Source organism: Cellulosimicrobium sp. E-16 (genome assembly GCF_049913115.1).
Taxonomy (GTDB): domain Bacteria; phylum Actinomycetota; class Actinomycetes; order Actinomycetales; family Cellulomonadaceae; genus Cellulosimicrobium.
Window position 1 is genome coordinate 261,890 of the sequence record NZ_CP183974.1, and the last position, 17,568, is coordinate 279,457.

Sequence of the window (17,568 nt, forward strand, 5' to 3'; positions counted from 1 at the left end):
AAATCGGGAAGAAGGGAACGCCCGGTGGGCATGCTGCGTGTACCGCTCGTGAGACCACGAGACGACGGCGGGCGCGGCCCGCGAGGGACGGCGACGTGACGGCGACAGGTTCGGCCGGACCCGTCGGGCGGGCCGGGAGGCTCGAGCTGCTGCTCGACGTCGTAGCCGACCGCGACCGGGACGACGACCGGGACGGTGGTCGGGTCGACGAGCCGGACGACTCGTCCGTGGTCGAGATCGACCTCGTCGCCCGGCGCACGCGCGACGAGGAGTTCTCCGCGTTCATGCGCGAGGCGCGCGACCCCCTGCACCGCATGGCGTACCTGCTGTCCGGGGACCGGCACCGGGCGGAGGAGCTCACGCAGCACGCGCTCGAGCGGACGTACCGCGCGTGGTCGCGGGCCCGCGAGCGCGACCCGCTCGCCTACGCCCGACGCGTGCTGGCGAACCTGCGTGTCGACACGTGGCGCCGCACGCGGCGAGAGGTGCTCGCCGGACCCGACGAGCTCACGCAGGCGGAGGGTGTCCGACGACCGGGCCGTCCCGCCGGCGGGGAGCAGGCGGGCTCCGTCGACGACCGCGACGCCGTCGTGCGGGCGCTCCTGACGCTCCCGGTGAAGCAGCGCCGCGTCGTCGTGCTGCGGCACCTGCTCGATCTCAGCGAGAGCGAGGTCGCCGCCGAGCTCGGCATCCCCGTCGGCACCGTGAAGTCCACGGCCTCCCGTGGCCTCGCCCGCCTCCGCGAGCTGCTCGGCGCGCCCGACGGCGCCGTGCCCGGCCCGACCGCGCCGGACACCCAGACCGCCCCGGACACCCAGACCGCCCCGACCACCCGGACCGCTCCGACCACCCGGACCGCCCCGTCGCCCCAGACCTCCCCGACCGCCCGGACCTCCGGAAGGACACCCCGATGAGCCCCGCGAACGGGAGCCCGGCGCCCACCCCGCCCGAGGACGACTTCCTCGCCCGGCTACGTCGCACGGCCGACGACGCCGTCCCACCCTCGACGCTCGACCTCGACGTGGTCCTCCGGTCGAGCCGTCGTGGCGTGCAGCGGCGCCGGTCGCTCGCCGGTGTCGCGGGCGTCGTCGCGCTGGGGCTCGTCGGCACGGGCGTCGTGACGGCGGGCGGCCCGGACGGGCTCCGCGACCTCGCGCGCGAGGTCGTCACCGGGTCGCCCGGGTACGAGGTCGTCACGGCGGGGGCCACGCTCGTCGACGTCGCGCCGGGCGTCGTCGCGGTCTCCGAGCCCGCGACGTACCTGCGCGACGACGGCACGTACGTGCTCGACCTCGGCCTGCCCGCGTGGGACGGCGACGACCGGTTCCTCGTGGAGGCCCGCGTCGTGAACGACCTGGGCCACCTCACGACCGACGTCACGCTCCGCGCGGGCGACGACGACGACCTCGCCGCGCTGCGCGCCGGGCGGCCCGCGGGCACCGTGATCGACGACGGACGGCGGTCCGTCATCGTCGACCCGGCGAGCGGCCGGACGCTGGCGGTGGGCGTCGAGCCCGGCGACGCCCTCGCCGGCGACCTGACCCGGACGTTCGTCGGCCTGACGGCGGAGGTCGCTGACGGGGCCGGTGGCCGGGCTACGTCGCTCGAGCTCCCCACTGCGCAGGTCGTCGACGGGCCGACCGTCGTCCTCGACGTGTACGCCGCCCTGCTGGACGCCGACGAGCGGACCGCCCAGGTTCGGGGGGTCATGTCGTTCGGCACGAATGAGCAGTGGACCGTCACGTGTGAGGCCCTTCGCCCGGACGAGGCGGACGAGCTGGCGTGCGCGGTGCGGTACGACGCTGCCACCGGGCTCGTCGAGGTCGACCGCGATTACCCCACGCTGGTGGATGACCCGGTGCTCGACATGCTGCGCGTGGAGGCGGTCGGCATCGACCTTCCCTCGGGCGACGTCGGGCTGCTCGACGCGTGCCTCGCGGGCCGCGGTGTGCCCGACGGCTCGGCGACGCTCGACCTCAGACCGTGGAGCGAGGGGCCGCAGGGCGATGCCTGGCGGCGTTGTGCGCTCGACCTCCTGGAGCTGCCGACGTTCATGGAGCGGTGAGGGACCACCGACGTGGTCACGTGCCGCCGCGGGCCCGGAGGTCCGTGATGGCGTGCTCGGCGCCGTGCGCGTCGAGGTAGGTGCCGCCGCGGACCTCGGGGACGAGCGCGGCGCTGGGCCCGACCGTGAAGCGGTGGACGAGCGGGTGGCCGGTGGGCACGTCGAGGTCCTGGACCTCCTCGGGCGTGAGGTCGTCCACGAGCACCGACAGAGCGCGCAGCGAGTTGCCGTGGCCGACGACGAGCAGCGACTCACCCCGGGCGAGCGCGTCGAGGGTCGCGGCCCAGAAGGGGCGCAGCCGCTCGACGACGTCCGCGAGCGACTCGGCGTCGGGGCACAGGGCGGCGCGCGCGGCGTCGGGCAGGCGCAGCAGCGTGTCGTCGACGAGCGGGCGCGCGGGGTCGTCCGCCGCGAGCGGCGGCGGCCGGTGCAGGTACGAGCGGCGGTAGCGCCAGTAGGCGGCCTCGCCGTAGTCGCGCCGGACGACGTCGCGCGGCTTGTCCGTGAACGCGCCGTAGTGGCGCTCGACGAGGCGCCACTCGACGGTCAGTGGGGGCGGGCCGGGCAGCGCGTCAGCGACGATCGCGGCTGTCGTCGAGGCGCGGACGAGCGGGGACGTGACGACCCGGCGCGGCGCCAGGGCGGGCTCGCGTGCGACGGCGTCGGCGAGCAGGCGGGCCGCGCGCCCGGCCTCCGCGACCCCCACGTCCGAGAGTGGCACGTCGAGGAGCCCGGTGAAGCGGTCGCCCGCGTTGAACGTGCTCTGCCCGTGGCGCACGAGCACGAGGGTGCCGGCAGCCCCGCCGTCCGACGGTCCGGGTGACGCCCCCGGCGACCGGTCGGACGACGAGCCCATCGCGTCAGACCTCGAGCAGCCCGCGCTGGTGCGCGAGCGAGACGGCCTCGGCGCGCCCGGACGCGCCGAGCTTGGCCAGGACGTTGGACACGTGCACGCTCACCGTCTTCGCCGAGATGAACAGGCGCTCGCCGATCTGCCGGTTGGTCAGGCCCTGCGCGACGAGCAGCAGGACCTCCTCCTCGCGCTCGGTGAGCACCGCCGTCGTGGACCGCCGGACCCCGGGCAGGTCGAGGCGACCACGGCGCCCGAGCGCGCGCACCGCGTCGCCGAGCGGGGCCGCACCCATCGCCTCGGCCTCCTCGAGCGCCTGCGCCGCCTCGATCTCGGCCGCGTTGCGGTCGCCCGCGCCGAGCAGCGCCTGGGCCCACCGGAAGCGCGAGCGGGCGACCTCGTACCGGTAGCCGTAGTCGAAGAGGCGCGTCGTCTCCTCCCACAGCGCCGGGTCGTCGGAGCCCGTGAGGCGCGAGTGCTCGGCCGCGGCGCGCGCGAGCCAGGCGCGCCCCTCGGGCCCGAGGCGACCGCCGCGGGGGCGGCCGCGCTCCGCCGTCGTGCGCGCCGCCTCCAGCAGCTCGTCGCCGCGTGCGACGAGCGCCGCGACCTGCCCGGTACCGGCCGCGCCCTGGAGGCGCGCCGCGTCCGCGGCGTCGGCGAGCGCGGCGAGCGCGAGCGCCGAGATCCAGATGCGTCCGAGGAAGTAGTCGCTCCACGTGCGGCCCAGGTGGTCCACGAGCTCGACGGCGAGCGCGACCGCCTCCTCGTCGCGCCCCGCCCACGTGAGCGCGTCGATCGAGCAGCCGCCGGAGATGAGCGCGATCTGCCCGTCCCGGAACCAGTCCCGCCGCAGGGCCGTGCCCCGGGCGAGCGCGTCGGCGTCGCCGCGCGCGACCGCCGCGTAGAGCTGGACGCACGAGAGCTGCGGGGCGGACCCCTCCGGCATGGTCTCGCCCGTGGTCTCGGTGGGCGTGAGGTCGCCGAGCACGTAGCGCACGAGGTCGCGGAACAGGCGCAGCTCCACCCCGTACGCGCTCCAGCCGAGCCCGGTCGCGCGCGCCCGGTCGAGGCCGTCGGCCGTCACCTGGAGCGCCTCGTCGATGCGGCCCGCGTAGTAGCGGTTGGCCGCGATGTTGTACCAACAGCGCAGCTCGGTGAGGATGTCGCCCGCCTCGACGGCGCGCTCCCTGGCCTGGGCGAGCAGCACGGCGGCCCGGTCGTCGTCCGCGACCTCGAGGATCGCCATCGTGGTGAGGACATCCGCCTCGACGTCCGGAGCGTCGAGGCGGTGCGCGACGTCCAGGGCCTGGGCCGCGACCTCCGCGGCGAGCTCGTCGAGGTCGGCGTTCATCGCGGCGCGTGCCCGCATCGCGAGCGTCCACGCGCGGTCGAGCGACGGCGGCTCCTCCGGGAGCACGGCCAGAGCAGCCTCCGTGTGGGCGAGGGTCTCCTCGACCTCCTCCGTACCGAGCAGGTAGCGGGAGAGCACGTGGCGCAGCGACGCCTGGCGCATCGGGTCGGCGGCGGTGCCCTCGACGACCTTCCGAGCGAGCGCGACCGCGCGGTCCGGCTCGCCCGCGCGGCTCGCCGCACCGGCCGCGGCGAGCGCGACGGTGACGCGGTCCTCGCCGAGGAGGGCCGCGGCGTCGGGCACCGCCTGCCAGAGCGCGAGCACCTGCTCGAGGTGTCGCAGCTCCTCCGCGGGCGCGAGCACGCGCGCGGCCTTGCGGGCGGCGGCGCGCGACGCCGTGAGCGCGGCCGGGAGGTCGTGCGCGGCGAGCGCGTGGTGGGCGCGCAGCGCCGGGGAGCCGAGCGCGGGGTCGTCGTCGAGCGCGGCGAGGTACGCGCGGTGCACCCCGACGCGCTCGCCCGGCAGCAGGTCGGACGCGACCGCCTCGGCGAGCAGCGCGTGGCGGAACACGACCGTGTCGCGCGCGCCGTCGCCCTCCATCGCGAGGACGTGGTGGGCGATCGCCTCGCGCAGCGCCGCGTCGAACGAGCGCCCGGTGGCCGTCTCGCCGTCCGCGGCGTCGTGCGCGAGCGCGGCGCGCAGGAGCGGCTCGCTCACCTGGCGCCCGGACACCGACGCGACCCGGACGAGGTGCTGCACGGCCGGGTCGAGCACCTCGAGGCGGGCGCGCAGGACGTCCGCAAGGGACCAGGGCAGCTCGTCGTCGAGGCCCGACTCGACGAGCTCCTCGGCGAAGTACGCGTTGCCCTCGGAGCGCGTCCGCACGGACTCGAACGCGTCGGGCAGCAGGGGAGCGCCCGCGAGCGCGGTGGTGAACTCGCGCAGCTCGCCCTCGGTGAAGGGGGAGAGCTGCACGTGCTCGACGCGCGGGTGGCGCAGCAGCTCCGCGAGCACGGGGCGCAGGGGGTGGCGGCGGTGCAGGTCGTCCGCGCGGTAGCTCGCGACGACGAGCACGTGCTCCGCCCGCAGGCGCGCGACCACGAAGCGCAGGACGTCGCGGCTCGACGGGTCCGCCCAGTGCAGGTCCTCGACGACGAGCACGAGCGGGGCCTCGGCCGTCCCCGACGCGGCGAGCGCGGCCGCGACGCTCTCGAAGAGCTGGAGGCGTTCGCCCTGGCTCTGCTCGTCGTCCGCCGGCGTGCCGGCGTCGAGCAGGCGCGCGAGCGCGGGCCGTGCGGCCACGGTCTCGTCGACCGCGGGGTGCTGGCTGCGCAGCGTCGTCAGCGCCTCGGAGAAGGGGAGGTAGGGGAGGCCGACCTCGCCCAGGTCGACGCAGTGGCTCCAGACGACGGTCGCGCCGCTCCCGGCGGCCAGCTCAGCCGCGCGCGTGAGGAGGCGGGTCTTGCCGACCCCGGCGTCGGCGCCCACGAGCACCACCCCGGGCTCGCCCCGGCGCGCGCGCTCGACCGCGGCGGAGAGCGCGTCGAGCTCGGCGGCGCGGGCCACGAAGGGCGCGCGCGAGGAGGGGCGTGGCACGGCTCCCATCCTCGCAGCGTGCACCGACACGTGACCACTGCTTACCTTCCCGGACACGACGACGCCGCCGACGAGAGGGTTCTCGTCGACGGCGTCGGGCGGCGCGGTCACCGCGCCGGGCGGTCGTGGCGCTGACGGCGTCCACGCCACCAGTGCAGCAGCGAGGGCTCGTCGTGCCGGAACTCGTCACGCAGTCGCTGCGTGCGGTAGGTGAGATCCGCCTCGAAGGTCGGATCGAACTGTGCGCTCATGGTCGTCCCCGTCTCTGCAGGCACCCTGCCTGTCCGACACTCACGTTCGTCCTGAGCACCGGGGCGTCGCATCGGACGACCGCGCACGGTTCGGGGGTGGGGGCCTTAGGCGGTGCCCGCCCGCGGTCCTGCGGCGTCTGAGGTGGGTCGTCGCGACTAAGGCACCAGACCCTCCCGTCGACGCCCGCGCCCCGAATTCCGGTGGACGGGGCCGACCCGCGCGGACTATCACCAGGGCATGACGACCCCCGCGCCCTCCTCGTTCGACGTCCGGCCGCTGGAGCAGGAGGACCGCGACCAGGCCCTGGACGTGGTGTGGCGGGCCTTCGGGTGGGGGTACCGGCAGGACTCCGTCGACGACGTCTTCGCCGGCCGGTCGATCGAGGCCGACCGCACCCTCGTCGCCTTCGACGCGTCGAGCGACGTCGTCGGGACCGCGAGCGCGTACTCGCTGCGGATGACCATGCCCGGCGGAGACCTCCAACCCGTCGCCGGGGTGTGGATGGTGACCGTGGCCCCCACGCACCGCCGTCGCGGGGTCATGACGGCGATGATGCGCCGCCAGCTCGCCGACCTCGCGGCCGGGGGCGAGGCCGTGGCCGCGCTCTGGGCGACGGAGGCCGGCGTCTACGGACGCTACGGCTACGGGATCGCGTCGTGGCGGCAGCCGATCGAGGTCGACCTCTCGCGCGCCGCGTTCACGCCGCACGCGCGAGATCTCGCGGCACGGTCGCCGGCCCGCCTGCACCTGATGTCTCTGGACGACGCCCTGCCCCACCTGACCGCGATCCACGACGGCATCCTGGGCGCGCGACCCGGGACCCTCGCGCGCGACGCGGACCGCTGGCAGTTCCTCCTGGGTGGCGGGGACGGGAGGCCGCCGGCGGAGGTCGTCGTCGCGATCGGCCCCGACGGCCCGACCGGGTACGCGGCGTACCGGGTCCGCGAGGGGAAGCCCGGGCTGGTGCCGACGGGCGTCGTCGCCGTCCAGGAGGTGAGCGCCACGGACCCGGCCACCCACGCCCAGCTCTGGCGCTACCTGCTCGACCTCGACCTCCTGAGCACCCTCGTGTGCGAGTCGCGTCCTGTGCCGGACCCGCTGGCCCACCTGCTCGTCGACCACCGGCGGATGCACGCGCGCCTCGACGAGGCACTGTGGGTCCGCGTCGTCGACGTCGAGCGCGCGCTCGGGGCCCGTGCCTTCGCCGCGCCCGTCGACCTCGTCCTCGACGTGACCGACGACGTCGTCCCCGCCAACGCTGGGCGGTGGCACGTGGTCGTCGCCGAGGCGGGCGGCACCGCCGTCGTGCGCCGGACCGACGCGCGGCCCGACCTGTCGCTGGACGTCGGCGATCTCGGCGCGGCCCACCTGGGCGCCACGCCGCTGCACGTCCTCGCGCTCGCGGGGCGCGTCGTCGAGCACACGTCCGGCGCGGTCGCCGCCGCCTCCGCGGCCTGGTCGTGGTCGCCGACCGCGCACACCGCGGAGATCTTCTGAGCCATCCTCGCCGCCCGACGTGACCGGGGTCACTCTTCCCGTTGCCAACGACCCGGCCCCGGCGCAGACTGGACGAAGGACCGGACCCGCCTGTGGGGGTGACCTCGTGACCGACACCTACGACATGCTGCCGATGCTGGGCCGTGGCAAGCACCGCAACCCGAAGAAGGGCGCGTGCTTCATGGAGCTCGCGTCCTACCTCGCGGGGGAGCGGTGGAGCGACCATCCACGGTGCACGCACCCGCTGCTCGCGATGCTGGCGCGCGCGGTGAACGACCTCACGGTCGACCCCGAGCGCCCCAAGCTCGCGCCGCTCATCCCGTCCGTCATCGGGCTGACGAGCGACGACCCCCACTGGGACGTGCGCATCTCGTTGCGCGCCGCCGTGGCGGCGCTGCCGATCGCCCCGGCGGACCGGCAGCAGACGCTCGCCGTCGCGATCATCGGGGCCGAGAAGATGCTCGACGTCCTCGACGACCGCCCCGCGGGTACGCTGAGCGCCGAGTCGGCGGACGCGCTCGCGAGCTGCCCGCGCACGGCGCGCTGGGCGCAGCGGTTCTGCGAGGGCGCGCGGCTGCGGCCGAGCCGGTTCGTGCGCGACGCCGCGCCGAGCATCATCTCCGCGGCGGTGCAGGGCATCGCCGAGGCGTGCGTGCCGGACCCGGACGAGCGTCTGCGCGCGCTGCTCGCCGCGACGATCGACGACTGCCGCGCCTGGGACGACGCCGAGCCCGCGCCGGCGCTCGACCCCGAGTCGTGGGCCCCCGTCGTGCGGCCCTCCGCCGTCGGGACCCGGTGAGCGTCACGGGGGACGGGCTCGACGAGAGCCTGGGCGCCCAGCTCTGGGCCGCAGTCGACCCGGCGGTCCCGCCCAGCGGCACGGGCTGCGCCGAGTGCGACGCGGCCGGCGGGTGGTGGGTCCACCTGCGCCGCTGCGCGACGTGCGGCCACGTCGGGTGCTGCGACACGTCGCCGGCCCAGCACGCGACGGCGCACTTCCAGGAGTCCGGTCACCGCCTCATGCGCTCGTTCGAGCCCGGCGAGGACTGGTACTGGGACTACGAGACGTCGCAGGTGCTCGACGGCCCGCACCTCGCGGCGCCGCTCTCGCGCCCGCCGGAGCAGGGCTCGCCCGCGCCTGCCGACCGCGTGCCGTCCGACTGGACGTCCCTCATCCATCGCTGACGGCGCCGTCGTCCAGGGCCGCGACCAGCTGCGCCGCGCAGAACGTCGGCTGGCAGGCACCAGCCGACGACTCGGCGACCTCCTGAGCCCGCGAGCGTCGCCACCGACCCTCGGGGAGTGAGGGTGGGCGTACTGTCGAGCGATGGACTCTGTATGAGTGTCATCGAGAAGTGGATCAGCGTCGTGTGCCCCGACTGCGGCGGACCCGCCCGCGCCCGTGTCCTGCACATCATCGCCTGGGGCGCGATCCCGACCTCCGCCACCCCGCACCAGGTGAGCATCGTTTGCGAGCACCTGTGCACGATCTCGGGGTTCGACGCGAAGGAAGCCGTCCGGGTGTGCCCGCACTGTCGGGTGTACATGGGTTGACCGCACGCGTGCCGGATCCGCCACGCCCTACGACCGCGCGTGCTCCGTCCGTGGAGACGCCGGACCAGCTGCAGCCAGCCCAGCGCCTCTACGGGCTCACGCGTGAGCCCCGGCAAGGGGCCCGAAGCCTCTTTCTGGACGACGAGACCGTCACCACGACGATCCTTGCACGGAGTGCAGCACCACACCCTGTGATGCGACGACCCCGGGATCGGCGCTTCTCGGGGTCTGCGAGGCCCGTCGATGGGATGTTGCCTGCTGTCACCTGTTGTCTTTTTCTGGTGGAAGTTGTTTGATTCTGGGGAGACGTCGTGCGGTGCGCCAAGGAGGGTGACCGCCGGACACGGGTGCCCGGTATGCCGCCGCGTCGGAGCAGTCCCTGGATTCACTCGACGAGGAGGAAGCACGGATGCAGTCCATGACAGCGGTAGCACCCCCGCGGGGCAGACCGGCGAGGATCGTGGCGGCAGCGCTGGCCGCCGCGCTCACGGTCCCCCTGGCCGTGGCGACGGCGGTCGGGGCGACCGCGACGCCGTCGGCCACCACCGCGGACGAGGCGGGCGCGCAGGACGTCGCGGCCCAGGACCTCGCGCTCGACAACGGCCTCAAGGGCGAGTACTTCCTGTCCGGCGGCCCCGGCTGGCCGCTCACCGACCTCAAGGCCACGATCCCCGACCAGCGGATCGAGTTCCCCAACCTGGTCCCGACGTTCGCCGACCTCACCGGCCGCGGCGAGCGCACGTCCGCACGCTGGACGGGCCAGATCACGCCGGACTTCAGCGAGGCCTACACGTTCTCCGCGATCGGCGACAACGGCTTCCGGCTGTGGATCGACGACCAGCTCGTCATCGACCACTGGGTCGACGACTGGGACGTCGAGCAGACGTCCGCGCCGGTCCAGCTCCAGGCGGGCCAGGAGTACGCGTTCCGCATGGAGATGTTCCAGAACACCGGCGGCGCGCACCTCCGGTTGCGGTGGCAGAGCCCCTCGCAGCAACGTGAGATCGTGCCGACCGACGCGTTCACGTACCCCGACGACTTCGTCGTCTTCCCCGCGCAGGCCGCGCTCGAGAGCGACGGCACGAGCCTCAACGTGACGTTCCAGGGCGCCGCGGGCGGCGTCGACGAGAGCCTCGTCGACCACCTCAAGGTCCAGGTGGACCAGCTCGCGTGGCCCGTCGCGCAGGTTGCGGCGCAGGGTGACGTCCTCGGCATCACGCTCGCCGAGCCCGTCGACCGCGCGTCCACGGCGCGCCTGGTCTACGACGGCGAGGGCGACCTCACCGTCGGCGGAGAGGCTGTCGGCTCGCTCAACCTGCCGGTCACCAACGGGTCCGACTTCCGGATCCAGACCCCCTGGGCCGACGACTTCGACCCCACCAATCCCCTGCCGGAGTACCCGCGCCCGCAGCTCACGCGCGACGCGTGGCAGAACCTCAACGGCGTCTGGCAGTTCGAGGCGGCGGAGTCCGACGACGCCGTGCCGAGCGGCCGCGACCTCGACGAGGAGATCGTCGTCCCGTACGCGGTCGAGTCCGCGCTGTCGGGCATCGAGCGCCGCGAGGACGACATGTTCTACCGCCGGACGTTCGAGGTGCCGCAGGACTGGGCCGTCGGTAGCGACAACCGCCTGAGGATCAACTTCGGCGCGGTCGACTACGTGGCCACCGTGTACGTCAACGGCACCGAGGTCGGCACGCACCGCGGTGGGTACGAGTCCTTCTCCGTCGACGTCACCGACGCGCTCGTCGAGGGCGCCGAGCAGGAGCTCGTGGTGCGCGCCGTCGACACGACGGACGGCAGCAACCAGGCCGTCGGCAAGCAGACGCTCAACCCGGGAGGCATCTTCTACACCCCGACGTCGGGCATCTGGCAGACGGTGTGGATGGAGCCGGTCCCGACCGCGGCGATCGACGCCGTCGTCACGACCCCCGACGTCGAGGCGGGCGTGCTCGCGGTGACCGCGCAGTCGGCCTCCGCGTCCGACGACGCCGAGGTGACCGCCGTCGTGCGCGACGCCGAGGGTGCCGAGGTCGGCACCGTCACCGGAGCCGCGAACGAGCTCCTCGCGGTCGAGATCCCGGACGCGCACCTGTGGTCGCCCGAGGACCCGTACCTCTACGACGTCGACGTCACCCTCACCGACGGCGAGGGCCAGACGACGAGCACCGACACGGTGGCCTCCTACGCGGGCATGCGCTCGATCGAGGTCGCCGAGGTGGACGGCGTCCAGCGCATCCTGCTCAACGGCTCGACGACGTTCCTCATGTCGACGCTCGACCAGGGTTACTGGCCGGACGGCATCTACACACCCGCGTCCGACGAGGCCTACGTGTTCGACCTCCAGGCCCACAAGGACCTCGGGTTCAACACGGTGCGCAAGCACATCAAGGTCGAGCCGGCCCGCTGGTACTACCACGCGGACACGCTGGGCCTCATGGTCTGGCAGGACATCCCCAGCGGCTGGTTCAACAACGGCGACACGAACCCGGCGTCCCGCGTCTTCTGGGAGCAGGAGATGAAGGACATCATCGACCAGCACCGCTCGGTGCCGTCGATCGTCGGCTGGGTCACGTTCAACGAGGGCTGGGGCGAGTGGAACCTCGCCGACACGGCGCGGATCGGCAACGTGATCGACGAGTACGACCCGAGCCGCATCCTCAACACGCACTCCGGCTACAACTGCTGCGCGTCGAAGGGCGACTCCAAGACGGGCGACATCATCGACTGGCACCAGTACACCGGCCCGGCGCTGCCGAAGCCGGACGCCACGCGCGCCGCGATCGACGGCGAGCACGGCGGCTTCTCGATGAGCGTCCCGGGCCACATGTGGCCGGGCGTGTCGGCGAACCCGTACGGCGGCGTCGCGAACAGCGAGGCGCTGACCGACGCGTACGTACAGAACACGGAGAAGCTCGTGCGGCCCGCGCAGTGCTACCTGTCCGGCTCGGTGTACACGGAGATCTCCGACGTCGAGAACGAGCTCAACGGGTTCTACACGTACGACCGCCGCGTGCTCAAGATGGACGCCGCGCGCGTCAAGGACGTCAACGAGCGGGTCGTCGCGGCGGCGAAGCAGGGCTCCGCGCCCGTCGACCCGGGCACCCCGGGCCTCACGGGCACGGGCCGCTGGTCGTTCGACGAGGGCCAGGGCACGACGGCGGCCGACGGCGTCGGCGACCACGCGGCGTCGGGCACGGGCACGTGGGTCGCCGGCCACGGCGACAGCGGGTCCGCGATCAAGCTCAACGGCACGAACCAGTCGTTCACGACCGAGGGGCCCGTCGTCGACACGACCGGCTCGTACACGATCTCGGCCTGGGCGCAGCTCGACAAGACGCCCGGCGGCGCGTGGTCGACGATCGTCGGCCAGGACTCGTCGCTCGGCTCGAGCGCGTTCTACCTCCAGTACGGCGGCGGCGGCCGGTGGGCCTTCTCCTACGAGGGGGAGCCGCGGGCGGAGTACGTCGTGCAGCCCGTGCTGGGTGACTGGTACCACGTCGTGGGCGTCCGCGACGCGGCCGACCAGAAGCTCAAGCTCTACGTCAACGGCGAGCTCGTCGGCCAGTCCGACGTGTGCGGCGGCACCACGCCGTCCGGTCCGCTGACGATCGGGCGCGGGCAGTGGAGCGGCAACCCCGTCGACTACTGGCCGGGCACGATCGACGACGTCCGCGTCTTCGACCGGGCGCTGTCCGACGCCGAGGTCGCCCAGGTCTACGCCGGCGACGACGGCGAGGAGCCGACGCTCGACGTGACCGTCACGGCCGACTCGCGCTGCCTCGCGGGCAAGGTGTACGTGGCGGTGCGCGCGACGAACGGCGAGGACGTCCCTGTGGACGTCACCCTCGCCACGCCGTTCGGGACCAAGGCGTTCACCGCCGTGGCCCCGGGGGCGAACGCGTACCAGTCGTTCGCGGTGCGCGGCACGTCCGTCGAGGCGGGCGAGGCGACGATCACGGCGTCGGCCACGGTCGACGGTGCGCAGGTCTCCACGGAGGTCGTCGCGCCGTACGACGCGACCACCTGCGGCTGACCGGCACGCGCTGACAGCAGACGCCAGGCCCGCCTCGTCCGGTTCTCCGGACGGGGCGGGCCTGGCGTCGTGTCGTGCGGGAAGCCGTCGGTCAGGCGGCGAACGTCGCCCACACGGTCTTGACCGTCTCGGTGCGGTACCACCCGACGTCCAGCGAGAGCTGGCGGGCCATGTGGAGGCCGACGCCGCCGGCACCGGGGATGCGGCGCCCGGCGTAGACCGGCTCGTGCGAGACGTCGTGGTCGGCGACCTCGAGAAGGAACCGGTCGTCGGTGCGGGCGAGCCGCACGATCGTCGGCGGCAGCCCGTGACGCAGTGCGTTGGTCGCGAGCTCCGACGCGATGAGGACGAGCGTGTCGGGGGTGGCGGACAGCCGCCCGGTCGTGGCCACGCCCTCCGCCTCCAGGGCCTGGACCACTCCGGAACGGAGCGCCGAGAGCCCCTCGGTCGTGCTCAGCACCCACTCCCGGACGGGGCGGTAGCCCTCGGGCGGGTGGGAGGTGGTGAGCTCGTCGTCGTCGGTCGGGACGGCGATGGTCGGCAGGTCGTCCATGAAGCCCCGATCGGTCGGTGCCTGTCAGGCGTTGCGTCGGTTCCCCTTGGTGACCGCGCCGTAGATCCCCAGCGTGATCAGCGAGCCGAGGATCGCGAGGAGCCAGGTCCGGAAGTCGCCCAGGTCACCCAGCGGCGTACCGAAGAACACCGAGCCGAGCCACCCACCGAGCAGCGCCCCGAGGATGCCCAGCAGGATCGTGATGATCAGCGAGCCCGTCTGCTTTCCCGGCAGCACCGCACGCGCGATGAGACCGGCGACGAGGCCGAGGACGATGTACGCGAGCCAACCCATGGATTTCTCCCTTTTGTCTGCTGTGCGAGTTTTGCCCCCAGATCCGTCAGCATGGCAGGGACCGGCCGGGCTCGCACGCCGACGGCTCGCTCCGCTACGACGCGTCGGGGAGGCCCGTCGCCACGGGAGGCTGGCCGGCCGTCGTGCGGAGAGAGTCGAGCCAGCGGTCGAACTCCGCCGCGATCTCGTCCGGGTGCATGCGCAGCGTCTCGGCGGGGCTGCGAGACTCGCGCCCGGCGACGTACAGCTGTCGAACCATCTCGGTCGTGGGTGTCCACGCTCTCATCGGGTGTCCTGTCCAGAGGCGGCGGGAGGGGAGACGCGCGGCTCAGCCGGCCGAGCGCTCGTGCGGAGGGTCAGGGTCCGGGACGTCCGCGGCGGTCTCGACGAGCTCGACGAGCTCGAGCGCCCCGCTGAACTCGAGGAGCTGGAGCACGTGCCCGGGCGTGCGCAGGAGCCGGGGCCGGTACCCCGTCCGCGTCCCCATGAGGACGAGGTGGAGGCCGCCGGAGTCCATGAACGTGACCCGCGAGAGGTCGATGGTCCACGGCCGGTGACCGATCGTCGCGGCGAGGCGCTCCTTGACCGCGTGGGCGACGGAGAAGTCGATCTCTCCCCACATCACCCAGTGCCGCGCGTCGTCCTCGATCTGGACGCCTCCGGTCACTCCGTCCTCCATGGTGGAAGGTCTCCCGTCTCGTGAGCGGGACGACGATACGTGCCACTCGTGTCGTTCGCCCCCTGGGGCGCCTGCCGTCCGCCCGACGCCCGGGCGGGCGCTCGCGGACGAGCCACGGGTGCGAGCCGGCGCCCTCGGTGCCACGCTGGGGCGGTCGCCTGCTCGCTCACCCACGACGCCGAGCCGATGGAGCCACGATGGTCACGCAGCGCACGTACCCGCACGGCGTCCCGTGCTGGGTCGAGGTCGAGACGCGCGACGTCGGCGCGACGGCCGCGTTCTACGGGGAGCTCTTCGGGTGGCGGTTCGTCGAGCAGCCCGCGAGCGGGAGCGCGGGGTACGTCGTCGCGTCCCTCGACGGCACCGACGAGACGGCGGTCGCCGCGGTCGCGGGAGCGACCGGCCTCGACACCGCACGCTGGGTCACCTCCGTCGCGGTCGACGACGTCGACGCCACGACCGGTCGCGTCGTCGACCTCGGCGGCGCGGTCCTCGAGCCTCCGGCCGACGTGGGGCCCGCCGACCTGCCCGCCGGTCGCGCCGCGACGGTGCGCGACCCGCAGGGGGTCGAGAGCCGGCTGTGGCAGGCGGGCTCCCGGCTCGGCGCGCAGCGCGTCAACGAGCCCGGCACCTGGAACTTCAGCAACGTCCTCACGCCCGACCCCGCGGCCGCGCTCGCGTTCTACGGCGCGCTGCTCGGCTGGGAGGTCGACCCGGACCTCGCGGCGGGCATGGCCCGCGTGCCGGGGTACGGCGACCATCTCGCGCGGACGTCCGACCCCGAGATCCACGAGCGCCAGGAGGGCTTCGCCCCGCCCGGCTTCGCGGACGCCGTCGCCGGGATCGTGCCCGACGACGGCCCGGCGCGCTGGTCCGTCGCGTTCGCCGTCGCGGACCGGGACGCCGCCGCCGACGAGGCACGGTCCGCGGGCGCGACCGTGCTCGGGACGACGGAGGACCCGTGGGCGCGGCACGCGACCGTGCGCGACCCGCAGGGCGCCGTCCTCGTCCTCTCCGAGTTCGCGCCGCAGTCCTGAGCGCGGCCGAGCGCGGCCCGGGTCAGGTCGTGGTGGGGCCGGAGACGTTCACCAGCCACCCGACCCCGAACCGGTCGGTGAGCATGCCGAACTCGTCGCCCCACGGCGCGGTCTCCATCGCCATGACCTCCTGCGCGCCGTCGGACAGCGCCGTGAACCAGGCGCTCAGGCGCTCGCGGTCCTCCGGTGCGCCGAAGAGCGCCACCGACGCGTGGTCCGTGAGCGTCGTCCCCGGCGGCACGTCGGACGCCATGAGCGTCCCGGCGCCCTCGATCTCGAGCTGGGAGTGCATGACCTTCTTCGCCTGCGCCGGGTCGTCCACCGGGCCGATCGAGTCGTAGGTGCTGATGTCCGGCGCGACGCCGAACACGGTGCCGTAGAACTCGACGGCCGCGCGGGCGTCGCCGTCGAAGTTCAGGTAGGGGCTGAGCTGAACGGCCATGATGGCCTCCTCGTCGAGATGGGACTGACTCCTGTGTGGACGGCCCAGCGCGTGCGGACTGAGCGGTCACCGCCATCGTCGACCTCGGGTCTCGCGTCGCGGAGGCGTCGGCCGGCGGGCGGCGCCCGTCGGCTAGGGTGTGCGCGGCCCGACGGCGCGGCCGCCGGACCGCGGGCTGCTCACCCGCGTGCGGCCCACGGACCGAGGAGCGCGACAGGGGGGCCAGGGCGTGCAGCGCAACCTCGTCCACGTCTTCGACGTGACGGGCGCGGACCCCGCGCTGCTCGACGACGACCCGACCGTCCGCGGGTGCCTCGACGCGATCGTCCGGCACGCGGGCATGACGCCGCTCGGCGAGGCGTCGCACCGGTTCGAGCCGCAGGGCACGAGCGTCGTGATCCTGCTCGCGGAGTCGCACCTCGCCGTGCACACGTGGCCCGAGCACGGGACCGCCTACGTGACCCTCACGACCTGCCGCGCCCCGGCGTCGGCCACCTTCACCGACGACGTGCGCGCCCTGCTCGCCGACGCGCTGGGCGCGGCCGACGTCGCCGTGCGGAGCCTCGTGTGAGCCGGACCCGCCCCAGGCTCGCGCTGCGCGTGGGCGAGGACCTCGTCGGCACGCCGCCCCACCGCGCCACGCCGCGCGCCGTCGCCGTCCTGTCGACCGTGCACGGCGGCACGACGTTCACGTGGGAGGAGTGGCAGCTCCTCGCCCACGACGGCTCGGACGTCTGGATCGAGTACGACCACGACACCCGCGACGTCACGCTCCTGCACCCGACCGAGGCGTGGCCGCCGGTCGTCGACCTCTCGTCGCTGCACACCGGGCGCACCCTCGGTCTGCGCCTCGACGGGCGGCAGTACTCGCTCGTCGTGCGCGAGCGCGGCACCGGCCGGGTCGAGCACGTCGAGGGCCAGTTCGCCGAGCCGTTCGTCGTCGGGCAACAGGTCGAGTACGTCGACCTCTCGGCCCACGGGACGGTCGTCTCGATCGAGCGCACGACCGGCCCGCTCGGTCCCGTGACCGCCGTCTACCGCGGCCGACGCGTCGACGCCGAGGAGCAGCGCCGCCTGTTCGGTCGTCGGGTCGCGCCGCGCACGCTCCCCGGGGGCCGGTTCGTCGCCTTCGCGGTCGCCGCCGTCGTGCTCGTCGGGCTCTTCGCCTCGTGCACCGCGCGCGCCGCCACGGGCGACGGGTCGTGCACGCCCCGCACCGTCGAGACCGTCGCGCCCTCCGGCGAGGTGACCACCACCGAGCAGGACGGCACGTGCGTGCGGCGCTCCGTGTACGGCGGCGGTGGCGGGGGGCTCGGCAAGTGACGCGCCCGACCGTCGGACCCCTCGCAGCACCCGTACGCC

The 17,568-nt window shown here is 74.3% G+C and carries 18 protein-coding genes; 10 read left to right on the plus strand and 8 right to left on the minus strand.

Annotation, left to right across the window (positions count from 1 at the left end; translation table 11 throughout):
• Nucleotides 1–95 precede the first annotated feature (95 nt).
• Together ACN9MS_RS01195 and ACN9MS_RS01200 are read left to right on the plus strand one after the other, a co-directional pair.
• Nucleotides 96–914, plus strand: coding sequence for a SigE family RNA polymerase sigma factor (locus tag ACN9MS_RS01195; RefSeq protein WP_426310358.1), 819 nt, complete (start codon nucleotides 96–98; stop codon nucleotides 912–914).
• The gene (locus ACN9MS_RS01200) at nucleotides 911–2,065 is read left to right on the plus strand and encodes a hypothetical protein (RefSeq protein ID WP_426310359.1); all 1,155 of its coding nucleotides are present in this window, start codon (nucleotides 911–913) and stop codon (nucleotides 2,063–2,065) included. The genes ACN9MS_RS01195 and ACN9MS_RS01200 overlap by 4 nt, the downstream gene beginning before the upstream one ends.
• A gap of 16 nt (nucleotides 2,066–2,081) precedes the next feature.
• Here ACN9MS_RS01200 and ACN9MS_RS01205 read toward each other — a convergent pair whose 3' ends face one another.
• The 3 genes from ACN9MS_RS01205 to ACN9MS_RS01215 all read right to left on the minus strand — a co-directional run bounded on the left by ACN9MS_RS01205 (nucleotide 2,082) and on the right by ACN9MS_RS01215 (nucleotide 6,113).
• Nucleotides 2,082–2,843, minus strand: a complete 762-nt coding sequence (locus tag ACN9MS_RS01205; RefSeq protein ID WP_426310360.1) for a 2,3-bisphosphoglycerate-dependent phosphoglycerate mutase — start codon at nucleotides 2,841–2,843, stop codon at nucleotides 2,082–2,084.
• A gap of 82 nt (nucleotides 2,844–2,925) precedes the next feature.
• The gene (locus ACN9MS_RS01210) at nucleotides 2,926–5,862 is read right to left on the minus strand and encodes a helix-turn-helix transcriptional regulator (RefSeq protein WP_426310361.1); all 2,937 of its coding nucleotides are present in this window, start codon (nucleotides 5,860–5,862) and stop codon (nucleotides 2,926–2,928) included.
• Nucleotides 5,863–5,969: 107 nt separating this feature from the next.
• Nucleotides 5,970–6,113 carry a hypothetical protein gene (locus ACN9MS_RS01215; RefSeq protein ID WP_154797219.1) on the minus strand — a complete coding sequence of 48 codons (144 nt, stop codon included), beginning with the start codon at nucleotides 6,111–6,113 and terminating at the stop codon, nucleotides 5,970–5,972.
• Between the two features lie 238 nt (nucleotides 6,114–6,351).
• Here ACN9MS_RS01215 and ACN9MS_RS01220 point away from each other — a divergent pair, with 238 nt between their 5' ends.
• The 5 genes from ACN9MS_RS01220 to ACN9MS_RS01240 all read left to right on the plus strand — a co-directional run bounded on the left by ACN9MS_RS01220 (nucleotide 6,352) and on the right by ACN9MS_RS01240 (nucleotide 13,201).
• On the plus strand, nucleotides 6,352–7,611 hold the full coding sequence (locus tag ACN9MS_RS01220) for a GNAT family N-acetyltransferase (RefSeq protein ID WP_426310362.1): 1,260 nt from the start codon (nucleotides 6,352–6,354) through the stop codon (nucleotides 7,609–7,611).
• Between the two features lie 106 nt (nucleotides 7,612–7,717).
• Complete coding sequence (locus tag ACN9MS_RS01225; RefSeq protein ID WP_253691315.1) at nucleotides 7,718–8,410, plus strand: hypothetical protein; 693 nt, start codon at nucleotides 7,718–7,720, stop codon at nucleotides 8,408–8,410.
• Entirely contained in the window at nucleotides 8,407–8,796 is a 390-nt protein-coding gene (locus ACN9MS_RS01230; RefSeq protein WP_426310363.1) for a UBP-type zinc finger domain-containing protein, read from the plus strand. Before ACN9MS_RS01225 ends, ACN9MS_RS01230 begins: the two co-directional genes overlap by 4 nt.
• Nucleotides 8,797–8,949: 153 nt before the next feature.
• Entirely contained in the window at nucleotides 8,950–9,165 is a 216-nt protein-coding gene (locus ACN9MS_RS01235; protein ID WP_426310364.1) for a hypothetical protein, read from the plus strand.
• Nucleotides 9,166–9,625: 460 nt separating this feature from the next.
• Nucleotides 9,626–13,201, plus strand: a complete 3,576-nt coding sequence (locus tag ACN9MS_RS01240) for a LamG-like jellyroll fold domain-containing protein (protein WP_426310365.1) — start codon at nucleotides 9,626–9,628, stop codon at nucleotides 13,199–13,201.
• 91 nt (nucleotides 13,202–13,292) lie between these two features.
• Here the strand turns inward: ACN9MS_RS01240 and ACN9MS_RS01245 are convergent, their stop codons facing one another.
• The 4 genes from ACN9MS_RS01245 to ACN9MS_RS01260 form a co-directional block, all read right to left on the minus strand.
• Entirely contained in the window at nucleotides 13,293–13,754 is a 462-nt protein-coding gene (locus ACN9MS_RS01245) for an ATP-binding protein (RefSeq protein WP_378233015.1), read from the minus strand.
• Between the two features lie 24 nt (nucleotides 13,755–13,778).
• Nucleotides 13,779–14,048: a GlsB/YeaQ/YmgE family stress response membrane protein gene (locus tag ACN9MS_RS01250; RefSeq protein WP_047231751.1), complete on the minus strand. Its 270-nt coding sequence runs from the start codon at nucleotides 14,046–14,048 to the stop codon at nucleotides 13,779–13,781.
• 94 nt (nucleotides 14,049–14,142) lie between these two features.
• A complete protein-coding gene (locus ACN9MS_RS01255; RefSeq protein WP_426310366.1) occupies nucleotides 14,143–14,307 on the minus strand; it encodes a hypothetical protein in 165 nt (54 codons plus the stop codon).
• A gap of 69 nt (nucleotides 14,308–14,376) precedes the next feature.
• On the minus strand, nucleotides 14,377–14,727 hold the full coding sequence (locus ACN9MS_RS01260; RefSeq protein ID WP_426310367.1) for an STAS domain-containing protein: 351 nt from the start codon (nucleotides 14,725–14,727) through the stop codon (nucleotides 14,377–14,379).
• Nucleotides 14,728–14,924: 197 nt separating this feature from the next.
• On the opposite strand from ACN9MS_RS01260, the gene ACN9MS_RS01265 reads away from it, so the two are divergent.
• The gene (locus ACN9MS_RS01265; RefSeq protein ID WP_426310368.1) at nucleotides 14,925–15,764 is read left to right on the plus strand and encodes a VOC family protein; all 840 of its coding nucleotides are present in this window, start codon (nucleotides 14,925–14,927) and stop codon (nucleotides 15,762–15,764) included.
• 22 nt (nucleotides 15,765–15,786) lie between these two features.
• Here the strand turns inward: ACN9MS_RS01265 and ACN9MS_RS01270 are convergent, their stop codons facing one another.
• The gene (locus ACN9MS_RS01270; RefSeq protein WP_426310369.1) at nucleotides 15,787–16,206 is read right to left on the minus strand and encodes a VOC family protein; all 420 of its coding nucleotides are present in this window, start codon (nucleotides 16,204–16,206) and stop codon (nucleotides 15,787–15,789) included.
• Nucleotides 16,207–16,435: 229 nt separating this feature from the next.
• Here ACN9MS_RS01270 and ACN9MS_RS01275 point away from each other — a divergent pair, with 229 nt between their 5' ends.
• Both ACN9MS_RS01275 and ACN9MS_RS01280 read left to right on the plus strand, forming a co-directional pair.
• Complete coding sequence (locus ACN9MS_RS01275; protein ID WP_313662585.1) at nucleotides 16,436–16,777, plus strand: S-adenosylmethionine decarboxylase family protein; 342 nt, start codon at nucleotides 16,436–16,438, stop codon at nucleotides 16,775–16,777.
• Nucleotides 16,774–17,529, plus strand: a complete 756-nt coding sequence (locus tag ACN9MS_RS01280) for a DUF4178 domain-containing protein (RefSeq protein WP_426310370.1) — start codon at nucleotides 16,774–16,776, stop codon at nucleotides 17,527–17,529. The genes ACN9MS_RS01275 and ACN9MS_RS01280 overlap by 4 nt, the downstream gene beginning before the upstream one ends.
• Nucleotides 17,530–17,568 lie beyond the last annotated feature (39 nt).

What these genes read in the sequence shown, in the direction of transcription:
- ACN9MS_RS01200 (WP_426310359.1), top strand. Translation starts at nt 911, where the DNA reads ATGAGCCCCGCGAACGGGAGCCCGGCGCCCACCCCGCCCGAGGACGAC.
- ACN9MS_RS01215 (WP_154797219.1), bottom strand. Translation starts at nt 6,113, where the DNA reads ATGAGCGCACAGTTCGATCCGACCTTCGAGGCGGATCTCACCTACCGC.
- ACN9MS_RS01220 (WP_426310362.1), top strand. Translation starts at nt 6,352, where the DNA reads ATGACGACCCCCGCGCCCTCCTCGTTCGACGTCCGGCCGCTGGAGCAG.
- ACN9MS_RS01235 (WP_426310364.1), top strand. Translation starts at nt 8,950, where the DNA reads ATGAGTGTCATCGAGAAGTGGATCAGCGTCGTGTGCCCCGACTGCGGC.
- ACN9MS_RS01245 (WP_378233015.1), bottom strand. Translation starts at nt 13,754, where the DNA reads ATGGACGACCTGCCGACCATCGCCGTCCCGACCGACGACGACGAGCTC.
- ACN9MS_RS01250 (WP_047231751.1), bottom strand. Translation starts at nt 14,048, where the DNA reads ATGGGTTGGCTCGCGTACATCGTCCTCGGCCTCGTCGCCGGTCTCATC.
- ACN9MS_RS01255 (WP_426310366.1), bottom strand. Translation starts at nt 14,307, where the DNA reads ATGGTTCGACAGCTGTACGTCGCCGGGCGCGAGTCTCGCAGCCCCGCC.
- ACN9MS_RS01260 (WP_426310367.1), bottom strand. Translation starts at nt 14,727, where the DNA reads ATGGAGGACGGAGTGACCGGAGGCGTCCAGATCGAGGACGACGCGCGG.
- ACN9MS_RS01265 (WP_426310368.1), top strand. Translation starts at nt 14,925, where the DNA reads ATGGTCACGCAGCGCACGTACCCGCACGGCGTCCCGTGCTGGGTCGAG.
- ACN9MS_RS01270 (WP_426310369.1), bottom strand. Translation starts at nt 16,206, where the DNA reads ATGGCCGTTCAGCTCAGCCCCTACCTGAACTTCGACGGCGACGCCCGC.